Annotated in this window: 23 protein-coding genes; 2 read left to right on the top strand and 21 right to left on the bottom strand. The window is 64.0% G+C overall.

Annotation, left to right across the window (positions count from 1 at the left end):
* The first annotated feature begins 102 nt into the window (after nt 1-102).
* Nucleotides 103-402, top strand: a complete 300-nt coding sequence (locus tag FE781_RS08345; RefSeq protein WP_138789154.1) for a hypothetical protein — start codon at nt 103-105, stop codon at nt 400-402.
* Between the two features lie 65 nt (nt 403-467).
* On the opposite strand, the gene FE781_RS17425 is transcribed toward FE781_RS08345, so the two are convergent.
* The 3 genes from FE781_RS17425 to FE781_RS08335 all read right to left on the bottom strand — a co-directional run bounded on the left by FE781_RS17425 (nt 468) and on the right by FE781_RS08335 (nt 3,508).
* Entirely contained in the window at nt 468-605 is a 138-nt protein-coding gene (locus FE781_RS17425; protein ID WP_170209465.1) for a hypothetical protein, read from the bottom strand.
* Between the two features lie 69 nt (nt 606-674).
* Nucleotides 675-2,606: a vWA domain-containing protein gene (locus tag FE781_RS08340; RefSeq protein ID WP_138789153.1), complete on the bottom strand. Its 1,932-nt coding sequence runs from the start codon at nt 2,604-2,606 to the stop codon at nt 675-677.
* Complete coding sequence (locus FE781_RS08335; protein ID WP_138789152.1) at nt 2,597-3,508, bottom strand: ATP-binding protein; 912 nt, start codon at nt 3,506-3,508, stop codon at nt 2,597-2,599. The genes FE781_RS08340 and FE781_RS08335 overlap by 10 nt, the downstream gene beginning before the upstream one ends.
* Nucleotides 3,509-3,776: 268 nt before the next feature.
* Here FE781_RS08335 and FE781_RS08330 point away from each other — a divergent pair, with 268 nt between their 5' ends.
* Nucleotides 3,777-4,964 carry a M20 family metallopeptidase gene (locus FE781_RS08330; RefSeq protein WP_138789151.1) on the top strand — a complete coding sequence of 396 codons (1,188 nt, stop codon included), beginning with the start codon at nt 3,777-3,779 and terminating at the stop codon, nt 4,962-4,964.
* A gap of 20 nt (nt 4,965-4,984) precedes the next feature.
* Here FE781_RS08330 and FE781_RS08325 read toward each other — a convergent pair whose 3' ends face one another.
* The 18 genes from FE781_RS08325 to FE781_RS08240 form a co-directional block, all read right to left on the bottom strand.
* Entirely contained in the window at nt 4,985-5,887 is a 903-nt protein-coding gene (locus tag FE781_RS08325) for a TIGR01777 family oxidoreductase (protein WP_138789150.1), read from the bottom strand.
* Between the two features lie 145 nt (nt 5,888-6,032).
* On the bottom strand, nt 6,033-8,108 hold the full coding sequence (locus FE781_RS08320) for a (Fe-S)-binding protein (RefSeq protein WP_138789149.1): 2,076 nt from the start codon (nt 8,106-8,108) through the stop codon (nt 6,033-6,035).
* The gene (locus FE781_RS08315; RefSeq protein WP_138789148.1) at nt 8,105-8,581 is read right to left on the bottom strand and encodes a PaaI family thioesterase; all 477 of its coding nucleotides are present in this window, start codon (nt 8,579-8,581) and stop codon (nt 8,105-8,107) included. The genes FE781_RS08320 and FE781_RS08315 overlap by 4 nt, the downstream gene beginning before the upstream one ends.
* Nucleotides 8,568-10,337: an acyl-CoA dehydrogenase family protein gene (locus tag FE781_RS08310; RefSeq protein ID WP_138789147.1), complete on the bottom strand. Its 1,770-nt coding sequence runs from the start codon at nt 10,335-10,337 to the stop codon at nt 8,568-8,570. Before FE781_RS08310 ends, FE781_RS08315 begins: the two co-directional genes overlap by 14 nt.
* 31 nt (nt 10,338-10,368) lie before the next feature.
* Nucleotides 10,369-11,538 carry a thiolase family protein gene (locus FE781_RS08305; RefSeq protein WP_138789190.1) on the bottom strand — a complete coding sequence of 390 codons (1,170 nt, stop codon included), beginning with the start codon at nt 11,536-11,538 and terminating at the stop codon, nt 10,369-10,371.
* Between the two features lie 29 nt (nt 11,539-11,567).
* A complete protein-coding gene (locus FE781_RS08300; protein WP_281281881.1) occupies nt 11,568-13,958 on the bottom strand; it encodes a 3-hydroxyacyl-CoA dehydrogenase/enoyl-CoA hydratase family protein in 2,391 nt (796 codons plus the stop codon).
* On the bottom strand, nt 13,955-15,643 hold the full coding sequence (locus tag FE781_RS08295; RefSeq protein WP_138789146.1) for a long-chain-fatty-acid--CoA ligase: 1,689 nt from the start codon (nt 15,641-15,643) through the stop codon (nt 13,955-13,957). The genes FE781_RS08300 and FE781_RS08295 overlap by 4 nt, the downstream gene beginning before the upstream one ends.
* Nucleotides 15,644-15,670: 27 nt before the next feature.
* A complete protein-coding gene (locus tag FE781_RS08290) occupies nt 15,671-16,663 on the bottom strand; it encodes an electron transfer flavoprotein subunit alpha/FixB family protein (RefSeq protein WP_138789145.1) in 993 nt (330 codons plus the stop codon).
* 18 nt (nt 16,664-16,681) lie between these two features.
* Nucleotides 16,682-17,470, bottom strand: coding sequence for an electron transfer flavoprotein subunit beta/FixA family protein (locus FE781_RS08285; protein WP_138789144.1), 789 nt, complete (start codon nt 17,468-17,470; stop codon nt 16,682-16,684).
* 163 nt (nt 17,471-17,633) lie between these two features.
* Nucleotides 17,634-18,272, bottom strand: coding sequence for an SGNH/GDSL hydrolase family protein (locus tag FE781_RS08280; protein WP_138789143.1), 639 nt, complete (start codon nt 18,270-18,272; stop codon nt 17,634-17,636).
* A 124-nt stretch (nt 18,273-18,396) separates the two neighbouring features.
* Complete coding sequence (locus FE781_RS08275) at nt 18,397-18,909, bottom strand: metallophosphoesterase family protein (RefSeq protein ID WP_138789142.1); 513 nt, start codon at nt 18,907-18,909, stop codon at nt 18,397-18,399.
* Nucleotides 18,896-20,086 (bottom strand): formate-dependent phosphoribosylglycinamide formyltransferase, encoded by a 1,191-nt coding sequence (purT, locus tag FE781_RS08270; protein ID WP_138789141.1) that lies wholly within the window; start codon nt 20,084-20,086, stop codon nt 18,896-18,898. Before purT ends, FE781_RS08275 begins: the two co-directional genes overlap by 14 nt.
* A 34-nt stretch (nt 20,087-20,120) precedes the next feature.
* Nucleotides 20,121-20,504, bottom strand: coding sequence for a kinase-associated lipoprotein KapB (kapB, locus tag FE781_RS08265; RefSeq protein WP_246068104.1), 384 nt, complete (start codon nt 20,502-20,504; stop codon nt 20,121-20,123).
* Nucleotides 20,501-20,830: a thioredoxin family protein gene (locus FE781_RS08260; protein ID WP_170209464.1), complete on the bottom strand. Its 330-nt coding sequence runs from the start codon at nt 20,828-20,830 to the stop codon at nt 20,501-20,503. The genes kapB and FE781_RS08260 overlap by 4 nt, the downstream gene beginning before the upstream one ends.
* The gene (locus FE781_RS08255; RefSeq protein WP_138789139.1) at nt 20,799-21,065 is read right to left on the bottom strand and encodes a hypothetical protein; all 267 of its coding nucleotides are present in this window, start codon (nt 21,063-21,065) and stop codon (nt 20,799-20,801) included. Before FE781_RS08255 ends, FE781_RS08260 begins: the two co-directional genes overlap by 32 nt.
* 18 nt (nt 21,066-21,083) lie before the next feature.
* On the bottom strand, nt 21,084-21,371 hold the full coding sequence (locus tag FE781_RS08250; protein ID WP_138789187.1) for a Dabb family protein: 288 nt from the start codon (nt 21,369-21,371) through the stop codon (nt 21,084-21,086).
* 73 nt (nt 21,372-21,444) lie between these two features.
* Nucleotides 21,445-22,860, bottom strand: coding sequence for a DUF6382 domain-containing protein (locus tag FE781_RS08245; protein WP_170209463.1), 1,416 nt, complete (start codon nt 22,858-22,860; stop codon nt 21,445-21,447).
* Between the two features lie 14 nt (nt 22,861-22,874).
* Nucleotides 22,875-23,429: an A24 family peptidase gene (locus FE781_RS08240; RefSeq protein WP_138789137.1), complete on the bottom strand. Its 555-nt coding sequence runs from the start codon at nt 23,427-23,429 to the stop codon at nt 22,875-22,877.
* Nucleotides 23,430-23,450: the final 21 nt, after the last annotated feature.

Genomic DNA, 23,450 nt, shown 5'->3' with positions numbered 1-23,450 from the left:
GCTTCAACCAAAATTCATTCTTCCCAAACGAACAAATGTTTGGTATACTGAATGCAAACAAACGTTCGCCAATGGCGATGAGCAGGATCGGAGGGATCGGATATGACGCAAGTATGGGAAATTCACCGCTTTATCGAGAGGGATTACTGGCTGAAAAGGATGGCGGAGAACGGCGGGTCGCTGACGAGCGAGCAAATGGAATCGGTATTGGACGGTATTTCGGACAAATGGGACGATTACACCTTCAAGTTGTTCCGGGACGGCTCGGTTCAGATCATCGACAACGACACCCGCAGAACCGTGCGTCCGTCGGAATTGCGCGGGGCTTCCCTGGACTTCTATATCCGGACCCGAATCCGGTTCATCCGGTCGATTTTGCAGCCGCACGGACAGACCGCCTGACGAATGGTCCGCTCGAAGCGCATATCAAGAGGAACCGGCGCGCGCCGGCCCCTCTTTCATCGGACTCAAGGGTGATTTTTATTGATGTTGTTCAGGTTGGCGGGATAAGGCCCCGCTTTGGACGGCTTCAACGTGACGGGCTCTTCCGTCAGGCTGGAGAGGTTTTGTTGATCGTCCGTTTTGGTGCTCTTGTTTTTCGGCATGGTCTGGTTCACCTCCACGGGCATAGCATGCCGTGGCAGCGAACGAACTATGTGCCGGCTTGCCCGATTTCAGCTTCCGGGACGGATCAGCCACGCCTTCAGCAACCGGTGCAGCCGGTCGGGCAAGCTTGCGAGATCGGGGACGACCGCCCCGGCCCGCCCGTAGACGGCGCGCATCGCGGCAATCTCTTTGTCGGACGGGCTGTGCCCGGCCAGGTGGAGCCCGAACACGTCGATGCCGTCCCTGCGCGTCTCCCGAACCGCCTCGTACGTATCCAACACGCCGACTTCCGCATAATCCTGGGCCGACGGCTGGCCGTCCGAGAAGACGATAAGCCATTTCCGCCGTTCGGGCCGGGCGCGCAGCCACGACGCGGCGTGTCGGATCGCGAACCCGTCGCGGTTGTCTTCCTGCGGCTCCAACTGCAAGATTTCCGGACCCGATTGCTTCGACAGACTCCGCTCGAAAGGAATAACCGGGAGGAAGCAGTTGGGGATGCCGCCTCCCGAAGATCCGCTTACGCGAATGGACTGCGGCTCCCAAAATCCGCAGACCGCGTGGGGAACGGCCAGCGACGATAACGTTTCATGCAGCAGCGTCAGTCCGGCCTGCACCCTCTCCATTTTGTCCGCCATCGACGCGGAGCAGTCGACAAGCAGCACAATCGCCGCGTCCCACTTCGGCGACGGCTGATTCCGCTTGACGAACAAGCGCGGCAGCTCTTCGATCCACAGGTCCGTCAAATTGCGGCCGAGCCGGCCCGCATGAAGGGCTCTTGACGATTGCAGGCGCTTCTGCTCCAGATGTTTCTTCAGCGTCACGCGCAGACGCCGTTTCAGCGGCGCGACCTCCGCTACGTACCGGCGGTAGCGGTCCATGTCCGGACCGGTCGGACGCTTCGGCTTCAGCTCCACGGCGTATACGCCCCGGACCGGTGCCGGGACGCCGCTGTTGGCGCTTCTGACGCTGACATCGTCGGACAAGGTGGCCGCGGGAGCCGATTCCTGTCCGGCCCCTCCCGCATTGTCCTCCGACGTTCCCTGGACGATGGCAAGCGATTGGTCCCCCGCGTCTCCCCGGCGGACGTCCCGGTTGCCCAGCCACCCTCCGTTCGGTCCGCGATTCAGGGAAAATCTCAACATCGGCTCCGACGCGTGCCGTTCGTCTCTTGGCCGAAGGGCAAACGTCTCTTCCCGTTGCGATGTTTTCTTGCTGACGGTTTGCGCCGCCGAGGTTGGTTCCAGCCGGTCTTTTTTGGACGAGGCGCTTGTCCCCGGAGGGTTCGATGCCGGTTCCGGTCCGTCTATGGACGGAGACCAGTACGTCATCGCGCAGGGCTTCGACAGCCATTGCGCCAGCATCTCCGTCAGATCCGCCGCCCATCCGGCGACGCCTGCCGTATCCGGAAGCTCGTACAGGTCGTACAGGCGCCGTTCCGCCAAGCTCCGGACTTGTTCCAGGATGGGCGGCAGCGTCCAGACGGGCGGGCCGTCCTCGGCGGTCAGCATCGCGAACATCATGCAGAGCGCGGCGTCGCTCCATTGACCCCGGCCGGCATGATATTCGACGCGTCCGGCATAATAGCGGCGAAGCGCCTTCCTGCGGACGGCGAAGGTCCGGCGCATGCCGTTCCGCTCCCGGACGGCGGCTTGTTCGATGCGCAGCTCCTCGCCCAGCAGAAACAATTGTCTGCACCAGGAGGGATTGGGCGTGTCCTGACTCTCCCGAAGCAGGCGTTCAAGCGCTTCGATCTGCGTAAACCGGGGTTCCGCGTACGCTTTAAGGTATACGTCGCTCGTATACCCGTCCTGCCGTTCCGAGGCCGGAACCGTATCCCAGAACCGGCTGATTTCCAGTTGCCCGGCGAGTCTCAGCATCCTCGCGTGATAGCCGAACACGACGTCCAGATTCGGATTGCGCGACAAGGCGCGGGCCAGTTGCCGCAACGCCAGGAGAATCTCAGGCTGCGTGTCGTATCCGGAAAATTGGATCAGACCCATGCCGGCGTCTCTCTTTCGAAGATCGTCTCCGCCAGCGACATGACAAGCTGCCGTTCGGATGCGTCCTCAAGCTTGTCCGCGATCGCCCGCTTGATCGCCCGCAGCGGCGGCAGGTAGACGGCGAGATCGCAGGCGTCGAGCAGCGCCCGCACCGAAGCGGCCTCCTCCGACAGCAGCGCTTCCTTCGCTTGGTACGTCAAGTCGGACGACAATGTGACGAATCGGGCGATCTGCTTCTCGTCTTTCAGTTCGGACTGCGTGCGGATCAGCTCCGCCAGCCGCTCGCCCTGCAGGTAAGGAATGTCGATCGCGACAAACCGGTTTTTTAACGCTTCGTTCATCGGCGTCGTGCCTACGTACCCTTCGTTGATGGCGGCGATCACCGCAAACGATTCCTTCGCGCGGACGGTTTCTCCCGTAAACGGATTATAAAGGCTGCGGCGGAAATCAAGCACGCCGTTCAGGATCGGCAGCGTCTCCGGTCTCGCCATGTTGATCTCGTCGATATACAGCAGGTAGCCGCGTTCCATGGCGCGTATGACGGGGCCGGGCACGAAGCCGATCGTCCTGCGCCCGTTCTCCTCCACCAGCGTCTTGTGGCCGAGCAGCGCTTCCGCATCCAGATCGACCGAGCAGTTGATCATCAGCATCGGCCGGTCCAAGGCGGCCGAGATCGATTCCGCCAGCCGTGTTTTGCCCGACCCGGTCGGCCCCTGCAGAAGCACATGCTTGCCCATGCACAAGGCGACGATCGCATCCGTGAAAATTTCGGGTTCCGGCGGGATGTATCCCCCTGAGCCGATGTATGTTTGCTCTTCTTCGGTCCAGTTCGGCGATTGCCGCTTTTTTGCCGCCTCCAGCCGTGCGGCGATCGCGGCGGGTAAACGTTCTGACATCGACATAGCTCTCGTTCGGTCCTTTTCTGTTGGGTTCGTCCCCATTATACACCAAAGCCGGGCTGCCTGTCGCAGCTGCGGGCGGCTCCATAGGCGTCGGGAACGGGCGCTTTCGCGCGCGGAAGGATCGGCCGCACCGTGCACAGCTCCAAGCGCGCGGTGCGGCATGACGATCGCCAATCACAGAACGCGTTGCCGGCTGAGGCCGGCCCGATTCGCATTCCGGGCCGTTTCGGGCTACAATATAAGGAATGGAAAGGGAGGTTTTCTGCGGATGGACAAAAGCAAAATCTATGCGGAGATCGACCGGTTGTCGAACCGGTTCAAAGACATTTCGCTGGAGATCGGCCGCAATCCCGAACTGGGTCACGAGGAGTTTTTCGCTTCGGGCCAATTGACGGTTCTGCTGGAGGACAACGGATTCGAGGTGCGGCGGGGAATTCTCGGCCTGCCGACCGCCTTCCTGGCGACCTACCGTTCGTCGAAGCCGGGGCCGACGATCGCCTTTCTGGCGGAATACGACGCGCTTCCCGAGCTCGGCCATGCCTGCGGGCATCATATCATCGGCGTGATGAGTTCGGCCGCGGCGATCGGAGCCAAAGTCGCGGCGGAGGAGCTCGGAGGGGAAATCCGCGTATACGGCACGCCTGCCGAAGAGACCAAAGGTGCCAAAGTCCCGCTGTCGGCCGAAGGCTGGTTCGACGACGTAGACGCCGCGCTGATGGCCCATCCGTATTACCGGCACGAAAAATCCGGCAGTTCTCTCGCGATGGACGCGCTGCAATTCGATTTCCGCGGGCGGGCCGCTCATGCGGCTGCCGCTCCGCACGAAGGAATCAACGCTTTGGACGGCGTTATCCAATTATTTAATGCCATTAATGCTTTACGTCAGCAATTAACGCCGGACGTCCGGATTCACGGCATCATCACGAACGGAGGGAAAGCCGCCAACATTATCCCCGACTTCGCATCGGCCCAGTTTTATGTGCGCTCGGCGACCCGTCCGACAACGGACGAAGTCGTGCGCAAGGTGATTCGCTGCGCGGAGGGGGCGGCGCTGCAGACGGGATGCCAACTGCATTATTTCAACTACGAATACTCCTACGACGAGCTGGTGACCAATCGGACGCTGTCGGACGTCTATACGAAAAATCTGACGCAGCTCGGCGTATCGCCCTCCGACATTCACGAAGGCGAAGACCACGGATCTCTCGATCTCGGCAACGTCTCCAGGCGGTGCCCTTCGATTCATCCGTTTCTGCAGGTGGTCGATTCCTGCCTCCAGTTGCATACGGAGGCGTTCAGGGACGAAGCGATGAAGCCCCGGGCGATGGAAGGGATGCTGCTGGGCGCACGCGCGCTGGCCGGAACGGCCGCCGACCTGCTGGCCGATCCGGCGCTGGTCGCCGCGATTCGGGAGGAATTTCGATCCGCCGTCCGGAACGGAACAAACGCGGAGTGACCCGCGCGGCCGGAGGAAGGTCAGCGCAATAAATGGCGGAGCGCTTCCTCCAGCTCCGGATGCCGGAACCGGTATCCGCCCGCCAGCGCGGCGGACGGGATGACGCGCTGGCCGTACAGCACCAGAAGCGACATCTCCCCCAACGCCGCCTTCAGCACGGAACCGGGCACCGGCAGCCAGTGCGGTCTGCGGAGGACGGAAGACACGGCCCTGCCGAACCGGTCGTTGGTTACGGGCGACGGCGCGGTGCCGTTAACCGCGCCCTGGACGCTCTCCGTTCGGATCGTCCATAGAATCAGGCCGATCAAATCGTCGATATGTATCCAGGAGTACACCTGGCTGCCGCTTCCGATGCGTCCACCGGTGAAAAATCGGTACGGCTGCAAGATGCGGGGCAAGGCGCCCTCCCGGCCGTCGAGAACGAGGCCGGTACGGAGCTTGACCAGACGGATGCCCGGGATGCGGTTGTCGTCGGCCGCTTGTTCCCACTCCTGCGCGACCTGCGACAGAAAGTCGCCCCCGCCCGGAGGCGACTGCTCATCGAAGGTTGCCGTCTCCGATACGCCGTAATAGCCGATTGCCGATCCTTGGACGAACACCGAAGGATAGCGGTTCAGCGCGCGCAACCAGCGGAACAGCCGACGCGTCGATTCGACGCGGGAACGGATGATGCGGGATTTGGCTGCGGCCGTCCAACGCTGGTTGATCGTCTCCCCCGCCAAATTGACGACGGCGTCGGGCGGGTCGAGCGCCAACGGACGATCCAACCGCTCCAATTCGTCCCAGGTTAATGTCTTCCATCCCCGTTCTTGTCCGGCCTTCGCCGTTCTGGAGATCAGAATCGGCTCGTCGCCCTGCGCTTGGAGGGCATCCGCCAGACGTTTGCCGATAAATCCGCTGCCGCCTGCGATTGCGACCCTCATCAGCCACGTCCTCCTCTCTTCGATTGGATGATGCTAGAAATCATCGTACTTCATCCGGTCGAACAAGTCCAATGAAGGAAGAGGAAGCGAAGCATCCATCGTCCCGGGAAGGGAGAGCGCGGCGGTGCTGCGGGCTCGGCCGGATCTACGCGTCGGCGGGCCCGAATACCGACCGGGCCAGCAGCTCGGCGATATCGCGAGTCTCGATCCGCTCCCGCTGCAGATGCGTCAATCCGTCCCGCATCATCGTCAGGCAATACGGACAAGCGGTTGCGACGACATCGGGAGCGACGGCCACCGCTTGCTCCGCCCGTGCGGTATGAATCCGCGTCCCTTCCGTCTCCTCCATCCACATCAAGCCTCCGCCCGCGCCGCAGCACATCGCGTTGGGGCCCGAGCGCTCCATCTCCCGCAGCTCCAGACCGGGAATCGCCCGGAGCACTTCGCGGGCCGGGCCGTATTTGCCGTTGTAGCGCCCCAGGTAACAGGAATCGTGATAAGTCGCGGCGGCGTCCAGACGGGCAGCCGGCACCAGACGGCCTTCCCTTACAAGGCTCGCCAGCAGCTCGGTATGATGCAGCACTTCGATTCCGTCCGGCATGCCCAGATCGGCATATTCGTTGCGGAACGCGTGGTAGGCGTGCGGATCGGCCGTCACGATCCGTCTGACCCCGAATTTCTTGAACCGTTCGATCGTCTCGCGGGCGGACTCCTGATACAAATATTCCTGGCCGAGCCTTCTCGCCGTATCGCCCGAATTCCATTCTTCTTCGCCCATCACGGCGTACGAGCAACCTGCCGCCTCCAGCAGACGGGCCACCGCCTTCGTGACCGATTTGGCCCTCGTATCGTAAGAGCCCATCGAACCGACATAAAACAAAAGCTCGAACGGCTCCCCCGAGCGCGCCTCCGGCACAATCGCCCCCTCCCGGCGAAGCTCCTCGATCCAATCCCGGCGAGCATGTCTCGACAAGCCCCACGGGTTGCCCTGCCGCTCCAAATTTTGCAGCACGCGGGCGGCGGTGCCGGGCACGTCGCCTTCCGTCATCGTCAGATGTCTCCGCATGTCGATAATCATAGAGACGTGTTCGTTGCCGACCGGACATTGGTCCTCGCAATTCCGGCAGGTCGTGCACGCCCAAAGCTCCGCTTGCGTCACCACATCGCCGACCATCCGCAGCGACGGATCGGCCAGCGTTCCTTGCGATTTCCCGGCGAAGACGGCCGCCGGCATCCAGGGCGACCGGGACGTCACCGCTTGGCCGACCGCGTTCAGATGGTCCCGCAAATTCGTAATAAGCTGCATGGGAGACAGCGTTTTGCCGGTGCCGGTGGCCGGACATACGTTGGAGCAACGCCCGCATTCCACGCAAGCGTACAAATCGAGCAACTGATGCTTCGTCAACCCTTGGAGACTTCCGGCTCCGAACTGCTCGTCTTCGGCCGTATCGAAATCGATCGTCTCCGGCAAGCGCGGCATTTTCCGGCGTCCGTACAAATTCAACGGGGCAAACAGAATGTGCGCATGCTTCGACTGCGGCACATAGACGAGGAACGCCAGCAAAATAAGCAAATGCAGCCACCAGCCGATGTAGAACAACGCGCCCGCCGCGGCTTCGGGCAGCAAGGAGACGCACGCGGCGACCGCCGAAGCGACCGGATGCCACAGGGACGGGTGTCCCCCGTCCCACGCCAGCTTGAAGCCGTTCGTCAGCGCAACCGACAGCATCAGCCCGCCGATCAGCAGCACGACCGTCGCCGCTTCCCGGTTTCGCTTCAGGCGCGGCAGCTTCTCCCCGTAACGCCGGTAGGCGGCATAGGCGATCGCGGCCAGCACGAGGATGACCGTGATCTCCTGCTGCAACGCGAAATACGGATACAACGGGCCGAGCGGAAGCCTCCACTCCCTCGACAACCCCTGACCGATCAGATCGATGGCGCCAAGCTGGAGCAGCAGAAACCCGTAGAACAAAACGAGGTGCATCACGCCGCTTTTGCGGTCGTTAAGCAGCTTGCGGTGTCCGAACACCTGCGCGGCGAACGAAGGCTCCGCGCTGCCGCTGTCGAGGCGGCCCCCAGACCCGGCCGGCCGGGGAGGGTCCGGCCGGCCCAAGCCGATATAGCGAATCCGGACGGACACGGCATAACCGAAGCAGTAGACGGCGCAGGCGACCGCGGCAAGAAACGCGATAAGTTGCAGCGCCTGAAGCGCGGCGGTCATGGCTTAGCTCCCCCGGACCCGTTCTTGCGCTCTCCGCCGGACGACCGGAGGGACGGAGGCTCGGGAAGATGGCGGGCGATCCGGTAGGAGCCCGTCGCCATGCTGACGAGCTTCCCGTCGGACGCATACAATCGCGATTCGGCGGTCATAATCGTGCGCGTCTCGTGAATCAGCCGCGCTTCCACGATCAAATCTCCGTCCGTCATCGGCGATACGAAATGCAGGGACATATTCGTCGTCACGATCGGTTCGTCCGGACGGGATTTGCCGCACGCAAGCCCCATCGCGCTGTCGAGCAGCGCGGCTTGAACACCCCCGTGAAGCACGCCGAGATGATTGAGATGCCGGCGTTCGACCCGCAGGTTCACAACCGTCCGGGAGCTGTCCCAGCCGATCAGCCGGCAACCGAGAAAGTGCCAGAACGTCCCTTCCGTCGCCTGCTCCAGCCGTTTCAGCAGATCAAGATCCGACATATCCGCCCTCCTCCACCACACGGGCCGCGATGCGCCGGCGGACTTCCACCCGATTCAGCGGCTCGAACCGCGCCAGTCTCCTTACGATGCCGAGCTGCACGCGGAGCGCGTCTCCTTCCAGCGTGGCGGCCAACACGGTCTTCGCTTTTTGCTCCAGCGTCTCCAGCGTATCGGCGACGATCAGCCGGGCCGCGTCGAGCCGTACGCCTTCCTCCCGGTCTCCCCTGCCGGCCGCTTTGCGGCTGCGGAGCCAGGCCGACTCGGCGGCGTAGATGGCGATCGCCATGTCGGCAAGGCTCGCCAACACCTCCTGATGCTGTTCGAGCCGGTCCGGAGGTATGCGGGACACCGCCGTTCCGCCGGCGAGCAGGAACAGCCGCTTGCCGGCTTGCAGCATGATGCCTTCCTCGGACAACGGCGTACCGTCCGGCTCCGGACGGGGCTCCGTCAGCTCGCTCTGCAGCCGTTCGAGCGTCTCCAGCAGCGGAAGCCGGCCCTTCATCGCGCGCTTCAGCAGCGTATCCGGAATCAGCAGCCGGTTGATTTCGTTGGTGCCCTCGAAAATCCGGTTGATCCGCGAGTCGCGGTATATCCGCTCGATCGGATATTCTTGAATATAGCCGTACCCGCCGTGAATTTGCACCCCTTCGTCGGCAGCGAAATCCAGGCATTCCGAGGCGTATACCTTGTTGATCGAGCATTCCAGCGCATATTCCTCGATCGCGCGGGCCACCTGCTTCGCATCCGCGGCGTCCGCGCCGGACAGTCCAGACAACGCTCCCTCGATGAGACCGGCGGTTCGGTACACCATGCTCTCCGCCGCGTAAATCCGGGCATAGACGTCGGCCATTTTCTGGCGCAGCAGCGGGAAATCCGCGATCGGCCTGCCGAACTGCCTGCGGTTCCGCGCGTACTCCACCGCAAGCTGCAAGGCCCACTTCGAAGAGCCGACGCAGCCTGCCGCCAGCTTGTAGCGGCCGATGTTCAAGATGTTGAAGGCGATCACGTGGCCCCGGCCGGGCTCCCCGAGCAGATTTTCCGCCGGGACCCGCACGTTGTCGAGGATCAGGGCGCGCGTTGAGGAGCCTTTGATGCCCATCTTTTTCTCCTCGGGCCCGGTGGAGACGCCCTCGTATTCGCGTTCGACGATAAAGGCGGAGAACTGCTTCCCGTCGATTTTGGCGTAGACGATAAACAGGTCCGCGAAGCCTGCGTTCGTGATAAACTGCTTCGTGCCGTTCAGCGTATAATGCGTGCCCGCTTCGTCGAGCACGGCCGTCGTGCGCGCCCCGAGCGCATCGGAACCGGACGAGGGCTCCGTCAGGCAATAGGCGGCCAGCTTGCGCCCGCTGACGAGATCGGGCACGTACCGGCGCTTCTGCTCCTCCGTGCCGAACAGCACGATCGGCAGACTGCCGATGCCGGTATGCGCGCCGTGGCTGAGGGCGAACGAACCCGCTTTCACCAGCTTCTCCGTAAGCAGCGTCGAAGCGACCTTGTCGAGTCCGCTTCCGCCGTATTCCTCCGGCACGTCCGCCCCGAGCAACCCCAGCTCGCCGGCTTTGCGCAGCAACCCGACAAGCAACGTGAAATCCTGGGCTTCCAGCCGGTCGTCATGAGGCCGGACCTCCTGCTCGACGAACTGTTCCGTCATCTCCGCGATCATCCGGTGTTCTTCCGTAAAATCCTCCGGGGTGAACACGCCCTCCGGGCTTGTGTCGCCCAACAAAAACGCTCCGCCGCCTGCTGCTCCCATCGCTGTCGCCTCCTTCGCTCTGGTTCAACATTTATTCCAATATCTCGAATATGCCCGCAGCCCCCATGCCGCCGCCCACGCACATGCTGACGAGGCCGTACCGGACGCCGCGCCGGCGCGCCTCGTGCAGCAAGGTCGCCGTCAGCTTCGCGCCCGTCGCCCCCAGCGGATGGCCAAGGGCGATTGCGCCGCCATTGACGTTGACGATGGACGGATCGAGCTCCAGCCGGTCGATGCACGCCAGACATTGGGCGGCGAACGCTTCGTTTAATTCCACGAGGCCGATATCTTCGATGCGCAGACCGGCCAGCCGCAGCGCGCGCGGGATCGCTTCGACCGGCCCGATGCCCATCACATCGGGCGACACGCCGGAGGTGGCAAATGCGCGAAGCTTCGCCAGCGGCCGCAACCCGAGCGACGCCGCCAGTTCGCCCGACACGACGACGAGTGCCGCGGCGCCGTCGCTCATCTGCGAGGAATTGCCCGCCGTCACCGTGGCCCGGCCGCTCTCCAGGAAGGCGGGCTTCAGCTTGGCCAGCGCTTCCGGCGAGGTGTCCTCGCGGATGCCTTCGTCAGCCGTCACGGGAGCCGCCAAACCCGCCCCCGGCACATCCTCGGGCGCGACCGGCGCGATTTCCTCGTCGAACCGGCCCTCGCGCCGGGCCGCCGCGGCCTTGCGGTGACTGTCGAAGGCGAAAGCGTCCTGGCGGTCGCGTCCGACGCCGTACCGTTCGGCCACCCGTTCAGCGGTGATGCCCATGGCCGTATACGCCTCCGGCCGCCGGTCCATCAGCGCCGGATTCGGCTGGGGATGAAAGCCGGACATCGGCACATGGCTCATGCTCTCGACCCCGCCGACGACGACGGCGTCCTGCCCGCCGCACATAACGCCGCTTGCGCCGTAGGCGATCGCCTGCAGGCCGGAAGCGCAAAACCGGTTCACCGTTAAGCCGGATACGCGGTCGGGCAGCCCGGCCCGCAAGACGACCAGCCGCCCCAGATTGAGTCCTTGCTCCCCCTCCGGCATCGCACAGCCCAAGATGACATCGTCCACCCGGTCCGGCTCCAATGCCGGCACGCGCCCCAGCGCCGATCGAACGGCCGCGGCGGCCAAATCCTCCGCCCGCGCGTGGCGGAACACGCCCCGGTGCGCGCGCCCGACCGGCGTCCTCACGGCCGAGACGATAACCGCTTCCCGCATCTTCATGCGAGACCTCCCCCCTTCAACGGTTAATTGCGCAGCGGCTTTCTCGTGCGCAGCATGTGTTGCATCCGCGCCTGCGTCTTGGGCTCGCCGAGCAGGCTGAGGAACGCTTCGCGCTCCAGATCGAGCAGGTGCTGTTCCGATACGAGCGTGCCTGCGGGAACGTCGCCTCCGCTCAGCACGCGCGCCAGCTTGCGTCCGATATGCGCGTCGTACGCGCTGATTTTTCCGGCTTCCTGAAGCTGGTACAGTCCGAGTTGAAGCACGGCGAAGCCGGGCGTTCCGACGGTGCGGACCGGCACCGGGACCGGGGGCCGGTAATCCAGCGAATCGAGCGCCAGCACCGCGCGTTTGGCGTCGGCCAGCAGCCGGTCGCGGTTCAACGTTACGCCGTCCGAAGCTCTCAAGTAGCCGAGCTTCGCCGCATGCGCCGCACTGGTCGACGTCCGGGCCATGCCGATCAGCTCGAAGGCGCGGTTGACCTGCGGCTGGAGGTCGACCTTCCCGTCGAAATCCGCCGCCTGAACGAACCGCACAAGCAGCTCCTTCGTCCCGCCGCCGGCCGGGATCAGGCCGACTCCCGTCTCCACGAGTCCCATATATGTCTCGGCCGAGGCCTGCACGCGCGCCGCCGGCATCGCCAGCTCCACGCCTCCGCCCAGCGTCATGCCGTACGGGGCGGACACGACGGGACGCGAAGCGTATTTGATCGCCATCCCGACCTGTTGGAACTCGCGGATCATCTTGTCGATGCCGTCCCAGTTTTCGTCCTCCGCTTCGTTCAGCATCAGCATCAGATTCGCCCCGACGCAGAAGTGCCGGCCCGTGCCGGCAAGCACGAGCCCCCGGTAATTTCGTTCCGTCTCGGCGACCGCCCGGCGAATCATGTCCAGCGCGTCCGGCCCGACGGCGTCGCTGGGCGCATGCAGCAGAAGTCCCGCCACCTCGTCGCCCAAGTCGACCAGCGTGGCGCTTGCGTTCCCCCGCAGCGCGCGGCACCGTTTACGCGCTTCCGTCTCCGTCAGGGGTTCCGGTTCCGCCGGCAGACGCCAGCCGTCCGCGGCGCGCCACGAAGTCGAATCGCCCTCGCGCCGGTAGAAGCCTGACGCGCCCTCACTCCGAATCGCCGCGACCCACTCCGGAAGGGAATCCCCTTCCGCTTCGATCCGGCGGCAGATGTTCTCGAAGCCGAGCAAATCCCACATCTCGAAGGGCCCCCACGTCCAGTTGAAGCCCCATTTCATCGCCTTGTCGACGGAAGCGACGTCGTCGGCGATCTCGAAGGCGCGCTCCGCCGCGTACAGGAAGAGGCGCTTGACCAACTGCCAGACGAACCGCGAACCGTCGTCACGGCCCTGAATCATCGCCGCCAATTTATCCGCCGGTTTGCGGGCGGCTTTGGCCGCCGTCAGGCAAGGAAAACGGATGCCTTCGGGCGAGAGCGGCACATAACCGAACGTCGCCGGGTCCAATTGGCGGATTTCTTTGCCCCCTCCCGGCAACCGTTCCGCCCGGTAGAAGCCTGCCCCGGTTTTCTCCCCGAGCCTGCCCGCTTCCGCCAGTCTGGTCAGCAGGGGCGGCGCCGCGAAGATCGACCGCTCCGCTTCGTCGGCGGAGCGGTTGTATTGGTTGGCGATGACATGCAAAAACGTATCCAGCCCGACCAGGTCGAGCGTGCGGAACGTGGCGCTCTTGGGCCGGCCGATGGCCGTTCCGGTCAGCGCGTCCACCGCTTCGACCGACAGCCCGAAGCGCTCCATCTCGGCCAGCGCCACCATCAGGCCGTAAGTGCCGATGCGGTTGGCGATGAAATTCGGCGTATCCTTGGCGGCAACCGTGCCTTTGCCCAGCCGCCGTTCCGCAAACGCGGCGAACGCGCAAAGCGTATCGGCATCGGTAGCCGCCGCCGGAATCAGCTCCAGCAGCTTCATGTAGCGGGGCGGATTAAAAAAATGCGTGCCGAAAAAACGGCTCCGGACTTCGTCCGGCAGCGCTTCGGCAATCGCTTGCACGGACAGGCCCGACGTATTGGTCGTCAAGATGGCGTCTTTCTTCAGCAGAGGCGCGACCTGGGCCATCAACTGCCGTTTGATCTCCAGCCGCTCGACGACCGCTTCGATCACCCAATCCGCGCCGGATACCGCCTCCTCCAGATCGTCCGCGAAATTGCCCGGCCGGATGCGCCGCGCGGCCTCCGGAACGAACAGCGCGGCCGGATTCGACTCGTGCAGCCGTTTGACGGCTTCCTCCGCGAGCTTGCTGCGCGATCCCCGATCCGCGCCGCCGGTCTCCGTCCCGTCCGGCAGCCGATCGAGCAGCGTTACCGTCAAGCCGCAATTGGCCAGATGGGCGGCGATGCCGGCTCCCATCACGCCCGCGCCGAGCACGGTAACGTTCGTAAGGTTCAATGCGTTCACGATTTGCCCTCCCCATCCGAACCGGATTCGGTTCGTTCCTTCAGCAGCCTGCGCAGTACCTTGCCTACGGCCGATTTGGGCAGCGCGTCGACGAATTCGTACTGGCGCGGCACCTTGTACGCCGCCAGCCGTTCCCGGCAGAAACGGTTCAGTTCATCTTCCGTCACGCCGGATTGCCGGACGACAAACGCTTTCACCGTTTCGCCCCGATAGCCGTCGGGCACGCCGACGACCGCCGCTTCCCGGACCGCCGGATGCTCGAACAGCACTTCCTCGACTTCGCGGGGATATACCTTGAAACCGCCGCAATTGATCATATCCTTAAGCCGCTCGACGATCCGGAAATAACCTTGTTCGTCCATCGAGGCGAGATCGCCCGTTCGCAGCCATCCGTCATCGAACGCGGCCGCCGTCTCCTCCGGCCTGTTCCAATACCCGCGCATCACCTGCGGCCCCCGGATCTGCAGTTCGCCGATCTGCCCGGGACCAAGCGGCTCTCCCGTATCCGTGTCGACGATCCGGCAGTCCGTATCGGGCCACGGGAGCCCGATCGTCCCGGTCCGGTTCTCGCCCCAGATCGGATTGGCGTGCGTGACGGGCGAAGCCTCGCTCAGCCCGTAGCCCTCGACCAGCTTGCCGCCCGATTTCAGCTCGAACTCCTGCTGCACATCGAGCGGCAGCGGTGCGGACCCGCTGACGCATACCCGGATGGAGGCGAGATCGCCGGGCCGGTGCTTCGGATGCTTCAGCACACTGAGATACATCGTCGGCGCACCCGGGAACATCGTCGGCCTGGTGCCGCGGATCGCGCCGAGCAGCAGATCGGGCTCGAACTTCGGAATCAGCGTCATCGTCGCGCCGATCGACACCGCGAAGTTCATCGCCACCGTCATTCCGTAGACGTGAAAAAACGGCACCGCGCCAAGCGCGACCTCCTCGCCTTCCCGGGCCCGGTGCAGCCAGGCCCGGCATTGCCTCACATTGGCGGTCAGATTCGCGTGCGTGAGCATCGCTCCTTTCGGACGGCCCGTCGTTCCCCCGGTATATTGCAGAACCGCCAGATCGTCGGGCGCGTTGTGGACGGGATCGTCGGGAGCTTCCGCCGTATCCAGCCAGGGGTATAAACGGATGGCGGGCTCGTTCGGGGGGATTTTGGCGATCGGGGCCTTTTTGCGCTTCTGCATCCAAGGGTACAGCCACCGTTTGACCGCCGGCAGATCGTCGGCGATGCCCGTCACGATCACCGCCTGCAGCGGCGTGCGCGGCTTGACCGAGCAGACCCGCGCATACAGCAGATCCAGGCAGACGATCCAGCGGGCGCCGCAATCGGCAAGCTGCGTCTCGAGTTCGCGCTCGGTGTACAACGGATTCGTCTGGGCGACGACCCCTCCCGCCAGAAACGTGCCGTAATACGCGACGACGTAGGCGGGCATATTGGGCAGCATCAGCGCCACCCGGTCGCCCTTCCGCAGCCCGAGCTTGCGGATATTGTGCGCGAACTGAAGCGAGCGGCGGAGAAGCTCGCGGTAATTCGTCCTCCGGCCGAAAAACGAGATCGCCGTCCGGTTGCCGAACCGCGCGGCCGCCGATTTAAGCAGACTGTCGACCGTTTCCGGCGGGTAATCGAGCGTGGGGGGCACTTCCGGTTCGTAAGAAGACAGCCAGGGTCTTTCCGCCCGATCCATATGATTTCCCCTCTCTTCGGCTTTGTTCTAGACGCGGCCCTGCTCTCTACGCTTGCGGATTTCCTCCGTCAGCATCGGCACGATTTCGAACAGATCGCCCACCAGTCCGTAATCCGCCACCTGAAAGATCGGCGCGTCCGGGTCCGTGTTGATCGCCACGATCACGCGGGACCGCGACATGCCGGCCAGATGCTGGATCGCCCCGGAGATGCCGCAGGCGATGTAGAGATCGGGCGTGACCACCTTCCCGGTCTGCCCGATTTGCAGCGCGTAGTCGCAATACCCCGCGTCGCAGGCTCCCCGCGACGCGCCGACCGCGCCCCCGAGGGCTTGGGCGAGCTCCCGCAGCGGGCGGAAGCCTTCCGCCCCGCGAACCCCTCTCCCGCCCGCGACCACGATACGCGCTTCGCCGAGATCGACGTCCTCCGTCACCCTAGCGGCCACCTCGCGAACGAGTACTCGCTTCGGCACGCCGCCTTCGGGAGGTGCCAGCCGCTCGAAAGCGGTCGGCGGAGCGTCGCCCGAGACTCCCGCCGCCGGCAGGTTGTTCGGCCGGATCGTGACGAACGCCGTCCCGGAGACAAGCCGCCTCGCCTCCGTCGCTTTGCCCGCGAACAAGGGACGCAGCCACTCCGTTTCTCCGCCGGTTCGGGAGAGGTCGACGCAATCCGCGGCGTAACCTCCCCCGAAGCGCTGGGCGGCGCGGGCGACGGCGTCGCGCGTCGGCGATACGTGGGCGGCGATCACCAGCTTCGCGCCGCTTGCCTGCACGGCGAGGGCGATCGCCTCCGTCTCGGCTTCGGGATTATAGGCCTGGAGCTCGGGCCATTCGGCCGCCAGCAGCCGGACCGCTCCGCGCGACGCCAATTCGCCCGCGACCCCGTCGTCCGGGATTTTGCCCCGCCACAGCACGGCGACGCCGCCGTCGGGCGAAGCGAGCTTCGCGGCCGTCAGCAGTTCGTAGGTGACCGTCCTCGGACGGCCGTCCCGCTGCTCCGCGATTACCAGTACTTCCGGCATAAGCGTCTCTCCCCCCTCCTACGAACCTTCCCCGCGCAGCACCTTCGCCTCGTCCCGCAAACGGTCCAGCAGCTCCGCCACGACCGCGCTCGCTTCGCCGGTCAGACGAATGCCCGCCTGGCGCGGCGGAGCCGGTTCCAACCGGGCCGACCGGCTACCGGGCGACAGCCGGTCGGTGGACAATCCGAGATCGGCGGCGCTTAAAGTCTCGACCGGTTTTTTCTTGGCCTTCATGATGCCGGGCAGGGACGGATATCGCGGCTCGTTCAAGCCTTGCTGCGCCGTCACGACGAGAGGCAGCGGCGCTTCGACCGTCTCGTTGCCGTCGCTCCCTTCCCGCTCGACGACGGCCAGCGCCTGCTCCGGCCGCAGTGTCAGCTTCAGCGCCCCGGAAACCAGCGGCAGGCCGAGGGCTTCCGCCACCCGGGCCCCTCCTTGCGCCGCTCCGTTGTCGATGGAGACATGGCCGGCCAGAATCAAATCCGGCCGCAGCGAAGCCAGGTAAGCAGCCAGCGAAGCGGCGACCGTCCCCTCGTCCTCCAAGCAGGCGCTGTCGCCGATGCGGACCGCCCGGTCGGCTCCCATCGCCAGTGCGGTTCTCAGCGCGGATTCCGCCCGCTCCGGCCCCACCGTGACGGCGACCACTTCGCCGCCGAATTTTTCCTTGATCCGCAAAGCTTCCTCCAAGGCGTACTCGTCATACGGATTCACGATATACTTCAGATCCCGCTCCGCCAGCGCACCCGATTCGATGCGAATCCGTTCCTCCGTATCCGGAGTCTGCTTGAGGCATACGGCCACGATCACGAGATTCCCTCCTTCCGGATAACCTGTCAATACCAGTCTATGGGCCACGGCTTGACCAACATGCGTCCATTCGCCGGAATATCGAAAGCCCCGACCGAGGCCGCGAAGAACACGGGCCTTTTGGGGCGGGGCATTGCGCATAGGGGGTCGGGATTCGGGTTGTTTATCCGGATGCGATCGACCCGAAGCCTGACCGGCAGACTTGCTCCGCGATCGCGCGGTAGCCGAAGGCATTGGGGTGAAAACCGTCGTCCGAGATATAATCTTCTTCATGGTGGAGAAAGGCCGAATGCACGTCGGCAAAATGGATATTGCCGCGCTGCTGTCTCCGGATTTGCCGGTTGAAGCGTTCGACCCATATTCCCGCCTCTTCGGCCCAGGGCAGCGGATTGTACAAGCCGACCAGAATCGCCGCCCAGTTCTTTTGCTTCGCCTTCAAGCCGCAGATGTGGTCGATGATGCGGGGATACTGCGTGCGCATCGTTTTGACCGCGCGAACGAGATGAGACGTTTCTCCCGTCAAGTAATACGGCTTCGCCGCATCGAGCAGATCGTTTCCGCCGGCCGTCACCGTGATCAGTTGGGCATGCTTGACTGCGTGCCGCCAATCGTTGTCGGAGAGCAGCCTTTCCGCCAGCTCGCCCGATTTGGCTCCGCTTTGTCCGCAGACGATCGCCTGCACCGGACGGCCCAGCCGCTGTTCGGCCAACTCCCGGTACGCCTCGACAAAACCGCAGCCGGAAGCGGCCCCGACTCCGACCGTCAGGGAATCGCCGATTGCCGCGTATTGTATCGTCGACATCCTGGTCCCCTCCGTTCCTCGGATACGCTTATTGTATTCACGTCCGGGCGGAATGGGCACCTGCCCGGAAAAAGAAAACGGACGGCCTCGTCCAGAGACCGTCCGATTTCAGGCGGCGAACCGCTTATTTATCGAAAAAAACATGCTCCGCCGAAACAATCCGCCCTTCGTCCAGCACCAAAATGCCGAAGGAATAACGGGGCTGGAACCTTTTATCCGTCGGCGAACCGGGATTAAACATCAGCGTGTTCCCCCGCTGTCCCTTGTAAGGGATATGCGAATGTCCGAACACGATAACATCCGGCGGATCGTCCTTGAACGCCTCCCAGGCGCGTTCTTCCGTCGTCAGCCGTCCGCCGTCTCCGTGCACGACGCCGATTCTGACGCCCGCTTGTTCCAGCGTCAAGCGCCTCCCGAACCGCCGCACGATGTCCGGACCGTCATTGTTGCCGGCGACGCCGACGACGGGTGCGAACGCCTCGAACAAGCCGGCGGTGTCCGGATGAATCCAGTCGCCGGCGTGAACGATCAGATCGACGCCCTTCAAGCCGTTCGCGAGCGGCTCCGGCAGCGGCCGGGGACGGTGAAGATGCGTGTCCGACACGACGCCGATTTTGACCGGCTTACGCTTTTCCATAGTTCACCCGCAAGCGGGAAGCGGCTTCCTTCGCGCGCTCCCGCGCCTCATCCACCGTGTCCGCCGCGCTTAACGCGACAGCCATCCGGCGTCCGACCTTCGTCTCCGGCTTGCCGAATACGCGCACCTGCGTATCGGGAAGCTCCAGCGCTGCGGCGATTCCGCCGATCGCGAAGTCCCGGCTCTCCTCCCACGCCTTGAGCGTATGGCTTGCGCCCGGACGGAGCAGCCGGACGCCCGGAATCGGCAGACCGAGAATCGCCCGGACGTGCAGCGCGAACTCGGACAAGTCCTGGGAAACCATCGTCACCATGCCCGTATCGTGCGGACGCGGGGACACTTCGCTGAAGTATACGCGGTCCGGAGCGAGGAACAGCTCGACGCCGAACAAGCCGTATCCGCCCAGCGCGTCGGTGATCGTCCTGGCGATGCGCCGCGCTTCTTCGAGCTGGGCGGGGCTCATCGGATGCGGCTGCCACGATTCGATATAGTCCCCGTCCTTCTGGATATGGCCGATCGGTTCGCAGAAGGTCGTGCCCGATACGGAACGGACGGTGAGCAGCGTAATTTCGGAATCGAACCGGATAAACTGTTCGACGATCACCCGCGTTTTTTTGGCGCGGCCGCCTTCCATCGCCGTCCGCCAGCAAGCTTCGATGTCGTCCTCCGTCCGGCAGACGCTTTGCCCTTTGCCGGAGGAGCTCATGATCGGCTTGATGACGCACGGCAGGCCAATCTCGGCCACCGCGCGCTTCAACTCGTCCAGCGAGTCGGCGAACCGGTAAGCCGCCGTCGGCAATCCCAGCGTCTCGGCGGCCAGACGCCGAATCCCTTCGCGGTCCATCGTCAGCCGGGAAGCGGTCGCCGTCGGGATGACGCGATAGCCTTCGCGTTCCAGCTCGACCAACTCTTCCGTCGCGATCGCTTCGATCTCCGGTACGATCCAATCGGGACGCTCCCGTTCGATCAGCTCCCGCAGCGCCGCCCTATCAAGCATGTCGATCACGTAATGGCGGTGAGCGACCTGCATCGCGGGAGCTCCCGGATACCGGTCGACCGCGATCGTCTCGACCCCGAGCCTTTGCGCTTCAATCACGACTTCTTTCCCCAATTCGCCCGATCCGAGCAGCATCATCTTGCGCGCGCGGCTGGAATCCGGCGCTCCGATTGTAAACATGCGCGACACCCTTCCATCCGTAAATCGTGAATGTTTATTTAAAATAATCTTGCTCCAGCTCCCGCAAGCTCCGTTCCGCCATCCGCGCCCACTGCCCGTCCATCGCGGCCAATCTGTCGAGCTCCCGCTTGACGGCTTGACGCAGCGAGTCCGCATAATCGGGGATTTCTCCGGCGAACGGCTCGATGTCCGCTTTCGGCACAAGCGCTTTTTCACGGTAGGCGAGCGCCCGGCGCTGGTGGAACAAGGGGACGTCGGCTTCGTAGGGATGGTGCAGATCGCCCTGCAGAGGGTGGGACAGCACCGCCCGGATCTCGACGACGGCCCTCGGGCCGGAGGCTTCGACGAGAATGCCGGCGTATTCCCCCGATTTGTAGCGGGCGCGAACCGGATCGCCCGGCTTCAGCTCCGTCATCATGCCTGCTTCAACCTCCTTTGCAACCAGTCGTGCAGATGGACGACCGAGCGGAAAGCGTACAAACAGTCCTCCCGCTCTCCGTTTTTGACGAAGACGAGAGCGGGCACACTGGCGATTCGCCACCGCTCCCGCAGCTCGGGAATCAAGTTGATGTTCGCCTTCACGATCGGCAACGAAGGGTCATGGGCCTCCAAAACGTCCAGCATTCGTTCGGCCAGCTTGCAGGTGCCGCAAAACGGCGAATGGACGAAGACGGCCATGGCCGCCCCCGTCCTCCGCTGTTCCGACATCTCGTTAATAAGCTCCGTCTCCGATCTCTCCCGCATGATTATCCTCCCGGCTGCGTTGGACCGCGGCATCGGCCGCTCTCTTGGAGCCGCTTGCCGGGGCGCGCCGCGGTTGGCTCCGGCCGGCACGAATCTGCTTGAGCAGGCCGTACTCCGACAATTCGGCGATGCTTAGGCCATCCATGGTCAAGCGAAGCCGCTCCAGCTTCTCTTCGGCTTGCGCCTTCGTCATCGGCTCCCCGTAGGGACGGCCTTTGTAAATGAGATAGAACACGGTTGGATCCGCTCCGGATTAAGATTCGTAATCGACTGCGACCGAGGATTCCCGAACGGACGCCATGTATTGAATGACTTCCTGATGGACGGGATGCACCTGATACGCTTGCAGGTCCTCTAGGGAATCGAATTTCGTATACAAGCCGATGTCATAGGAGCGTTCGGAACGAAGCACATCCACGCCGACCTCCAAGTGACGAAGCTGCGGAATGCGTCCCTTCATGCCGAGCAGCACGTCGCGCGTCTTGGCGAGCGTCTCGGGGTCCGGGGATTTCAGCTTAAACAAAACGATATGGGTAATCAATACCATCATCTCCCTGAACATCATCGATCATGCTTATTGTATCACGCTCCGGGAGGAAAACAAGGACAACGGGTTATTTGCGGTACACGATTTCCGTGCGCAACACGCGAAGCACGTCTCCGTCCTTCAAGGGGTAGGGATGATTCGGCAGCATCCATTCCCCGTTCAGCAGCGTGCCGTTGACCGAACCGAGATCTCTCGCCAGAACCGCGTCTCCTTCCCGCACGAATTCGACGTGGTTGCGCGATACGCCCAGCGAGTCGTCCCGGTAGCCTACGCCTTCGAGTCCCCGACCGACGACGAATCGCGGTTCGCCGATCCACGGCACGGTCTGGGAATCAGCCCCTTTGCGGATCTGCAGCACGCCGTGATAAGCGGCGGCGCCGCGCCCCGATCCGAGCCAAACCGTCGCATCGGCGGGAGCGGCGTACGGGGCCGGAAGCTTGTCCGTAGCGCGAATCGGGTCCGGATCGCCGGGCGCGGAGGCATCCTCCTTCGCATCAACCGGTTCGATCCGGACCGGCGGAAGAGTCTTATACGGCGCAACCGCCTCGGCAGCCGCTGACGGAGATGGTCCCAAGCCGGACGCGCTTGCCGGCGCCGGCCGGCCGTCGGCTTGTCCGCCGTCGCGTCCGGCCAGTCGGCGATAGATCTGTTCGGCGGCGATGCCGGCGAGACCTATGGCAATGCCCGCCATCGTCAGCGGCAGCTTGTCCAGCTTCCACCCCGCCCATGCCGTAACCGCCGCCGCAATCCCTACTCCAGCGGACGGCGGAACCGACGAGAAGGCACGCCGCAGCCGATCCTGCATCCCGACGCTTTCCCGGCCGGACGGCTCGGTCTCGGCCGATGCGGAATCCGGAACCGTCAGGACGGCCGGAGCCTGTCCCGTCTCCCCGGGGTCGCCCTCCTCGCCGCCCAGCCAAGTGCGGCCGATTCGGTTTTTCATCCCGGCGAACGACCAGCCCGGTTCCCGGCTCCAGGACGCAACGGTCCGCAGCTTTTCTCCGCCCGTCCCCGCCGTTCGCTCCGCGAGCCGCAGGCATAGCTCGGCAAACGCCCGCCTCGCTTCCGGCCGGCCGTCGACTCCCGTTACCGGCACATACACGAGTCCGAGATCGTCGTCCTCGGGCCCGACGTACACCTGCTCGGGCTTCAGCACGAATCCGTCGGGCTTAAGCAAATATTGCGTGCAGTTCTCCAGCGCAAGCGATATCCGGAACAACAATCTAAGCGCCCGCCGTTCCGTCCATGAATGCCCCAGCATCATATCCGAGAGCGGCACCCGGTGCCCGAGCCGGTAACGCAGCGTGCACTCTCCGTTGAGCTCCGTCAAGGAAACGGGAAGCACGTACGGAATCCGGCAGTTCTGAAGCATCCGGACGGCGGACCGGTTGACCGCACCGGAGCCTATCGGCGGACGGCCCGCTATCTCCAGCCAACGCTCGTGGTCTTCGGCCGCGGAGACCAGAAGCTCGATCGTATTCATCCCGTTCGAACCTCCTATCCCAGCGGAATCCACAGACTGGCGAGCACCGCCGGGAACACCGCGTACATAAACGGAAACCGCGTCAGTTTCGATGCGGCCTCCGCTCCGTGAACCGGCCAAACCCGCAGGAGCAGCGTCGAGATGAGCGCCGTGCGCAGCCGGACTGCCAGCGCCGAAAACATCCGTCTCGATACGACGATCGCTATCCCGATCAAGCCGCCGATCACGATCGCATAGATCAGGGCGTTTACGGAAAGCTGCCAGCCTCCCAGCGCCCCGATCGCCGCAAAACATTTGACGTCGCCGGCTCCGACCGCTCTGCACGCATACAGCACCAACGTCGCCGCCAACCCAATCGCCAAGCCGGCCAAGGAAAACAGCGTTCCCCTCCATCCGTCCAAAACCGTGTGAACGCCCAATCCGGCGGCCGCCGCGGCGGCGTTGAGCTTGTTCGGAATGCGCCACGTTCGGGCGTCGGTCCAGAGCGCGGCTCCGGCGAAAGCGACGAGCAGCGCGGCTGACAGGCCGTGGACGGCGAATCCGTCGATTAAAAATTGCCTGAACGGCATCGGCAAACATCCTTTCTTTCT

It is taken from the genome of Paenibacillus thermoaerophilus, from assembly GCF_005938195.1.
Classification (GTDB): Bacteria; Bacillota; Bacilli; order Paenibacillales; family Reconciliibacillaceae; genus Paenibacillus_W; species Paenibacillus_W thermoaerophilus.
The sequence above is the reverse complement of the archived record's forward strand: the minus strand, read 5'-3'. Positions and strand labels throughout refer to the sequence as shown.

What these genes read in the sequence shown, in the direction of transcription:
- FE781_RS08290 (WP_138789145.1), bottom strand. Translation starts at nt 16,663, where the DNA reads ATGCCGGAAGTACTGGTAATCGCGGAGCAGCGGGACGGCCGTCCGAGG.
- FE781_RS08305 (WP_138789190.1), bottom strand. Translation starts at nt 11,538, where the DNA reads ATGCGGGAAGCGGTTATCGTCTCGGCCGTGAGGACGCCGGTCGGGCGC.
- FE781_RS08240 (WP_138789137.1), bottom strand. Translation starts at nt 23,429, where the DNA reads ATGCCGTTCAGGCAATTTTTAATCGACGGATTCGCCGTCCACGGCCTG.
- FE781_RS08320 (WP_138789149.1), bottom strand. Translation starts at nt 8,108, where the DNA reads ATGACCGCCGCGCTTCAGGCGCTGCAACTTATCGCGTTTCTTGCCGCG.
- FE781_RS08340 (WP_138789153.1), bottom strand. Translation starts at nt 2,606, where the DNA reads ATGGGTCTGATCCAATTTTCCGGATACGACACGCAGCCTGAGATTCTC.
- FE781_RS08315 (WP_138789148.1), bottom strand. Translation starts at nt 8,581, where the DNA reads ATGTCGGATCTTGATCTGCTGAAACGGCTGGAGCAGGCGACGGAAGGG.
- kapB (WP_246068104.1), bottom strand. Translation starts at nt 20,504, where the DNA reads ATGATGACGGAGCTGAAGCCGGGCGATCCGGTTCGCGCCCGCTACAAA.
- FE781_RS08330 (WP_138789151.1), top strand. Translation starts at nt 3,777, where the DNA reads ATGGACAAAAGCAAAATCTATGCGGAGATCGACCGGTTGTCGAACCGG.
- FE781_RS08275 (WP_138789142.1), bottom strand. Translation starts at nt 18,909, where the DNA reads ATGGAAAAGCGTAAGCCGGTCAAAATCGGCGTCGTGTCGGACACGCAT.
- FE781_RS08325 (WP_138789150.1), bottom strand. Translation starts at nt 5,887, where the DNA reads ATGAGGGTCGCAATCGCAGGCGGCAGCGGATTTATCGGCAAACGTCTG.
- FE781_RS08310 (WP_138789147.1), bottom strand. Translation starts at nt 10,337, where the DNA reads ATGGGAGCAGCAGGCGGCGGAGCGTTTTTGTTGGGCGACACAAGCCCG.
- purT (WP_138789141.1), bottom strand. Translation starts at nt 20,086, where the DNA reads ATGTTTACAATCGGAGCGCCGGATTCCAGCCGCGCGCGCAAGATGATG.
- FE781_RS08335 (WP_138789152.1), bottom strand. Translation starts at nt 3,508, where the DNA reads ATGTCGATGTCAGAACGTTTACCCGCCGCGATCGCCGCACGGCTGGAG.
- FE781_RS17425 (WP_170209465.1), bottom strand. Translation starts at nt 605, where the DNA reads ATGCCGAAAAACAAGAGCACCAAAACGGACGATCAACAAAACCTCTCC.
- FE781_RS08345 (WP_138789154.1), top strand. Translation starts at nt 103, where the DNA reads ATGACGCAAGTATGGGAAATTCACCGCTTTATCGAGAGGGATTACTGG.
- FE781_RS08295 (WP_138789146.1), bottom strand. Translation starts at nt 15,643, where the DNA reads ATGGATCGGGCGGAAAGACCCTGGCTGTCTTCTTACGAACCGGAAGTG.
- FE781_RS08260 (WP_170209464.1), bottom strand. Translation starts at nt 20,830, where the DNA reads ATGCGGGAGAGATCGGAGACGGAGCTTATTAACGAGATGTCGGAACAG.
- FE781_RS08245 (WP_170209463.1), bottom strand. Translation starts at nt 22,860, where the DNA reads ATGAATACGATCGAGCTTCTGGTCTCCGCGGCCGAAGACCACGAGCGT.
- FE781_RS08280 (WP_138789143.1), bottom strand. Translation starts at nt 18,272, where the DNA reads ATGTCGACGATACAATACGCGGCAATCGGCGATTCCCTGACGGTCGGA.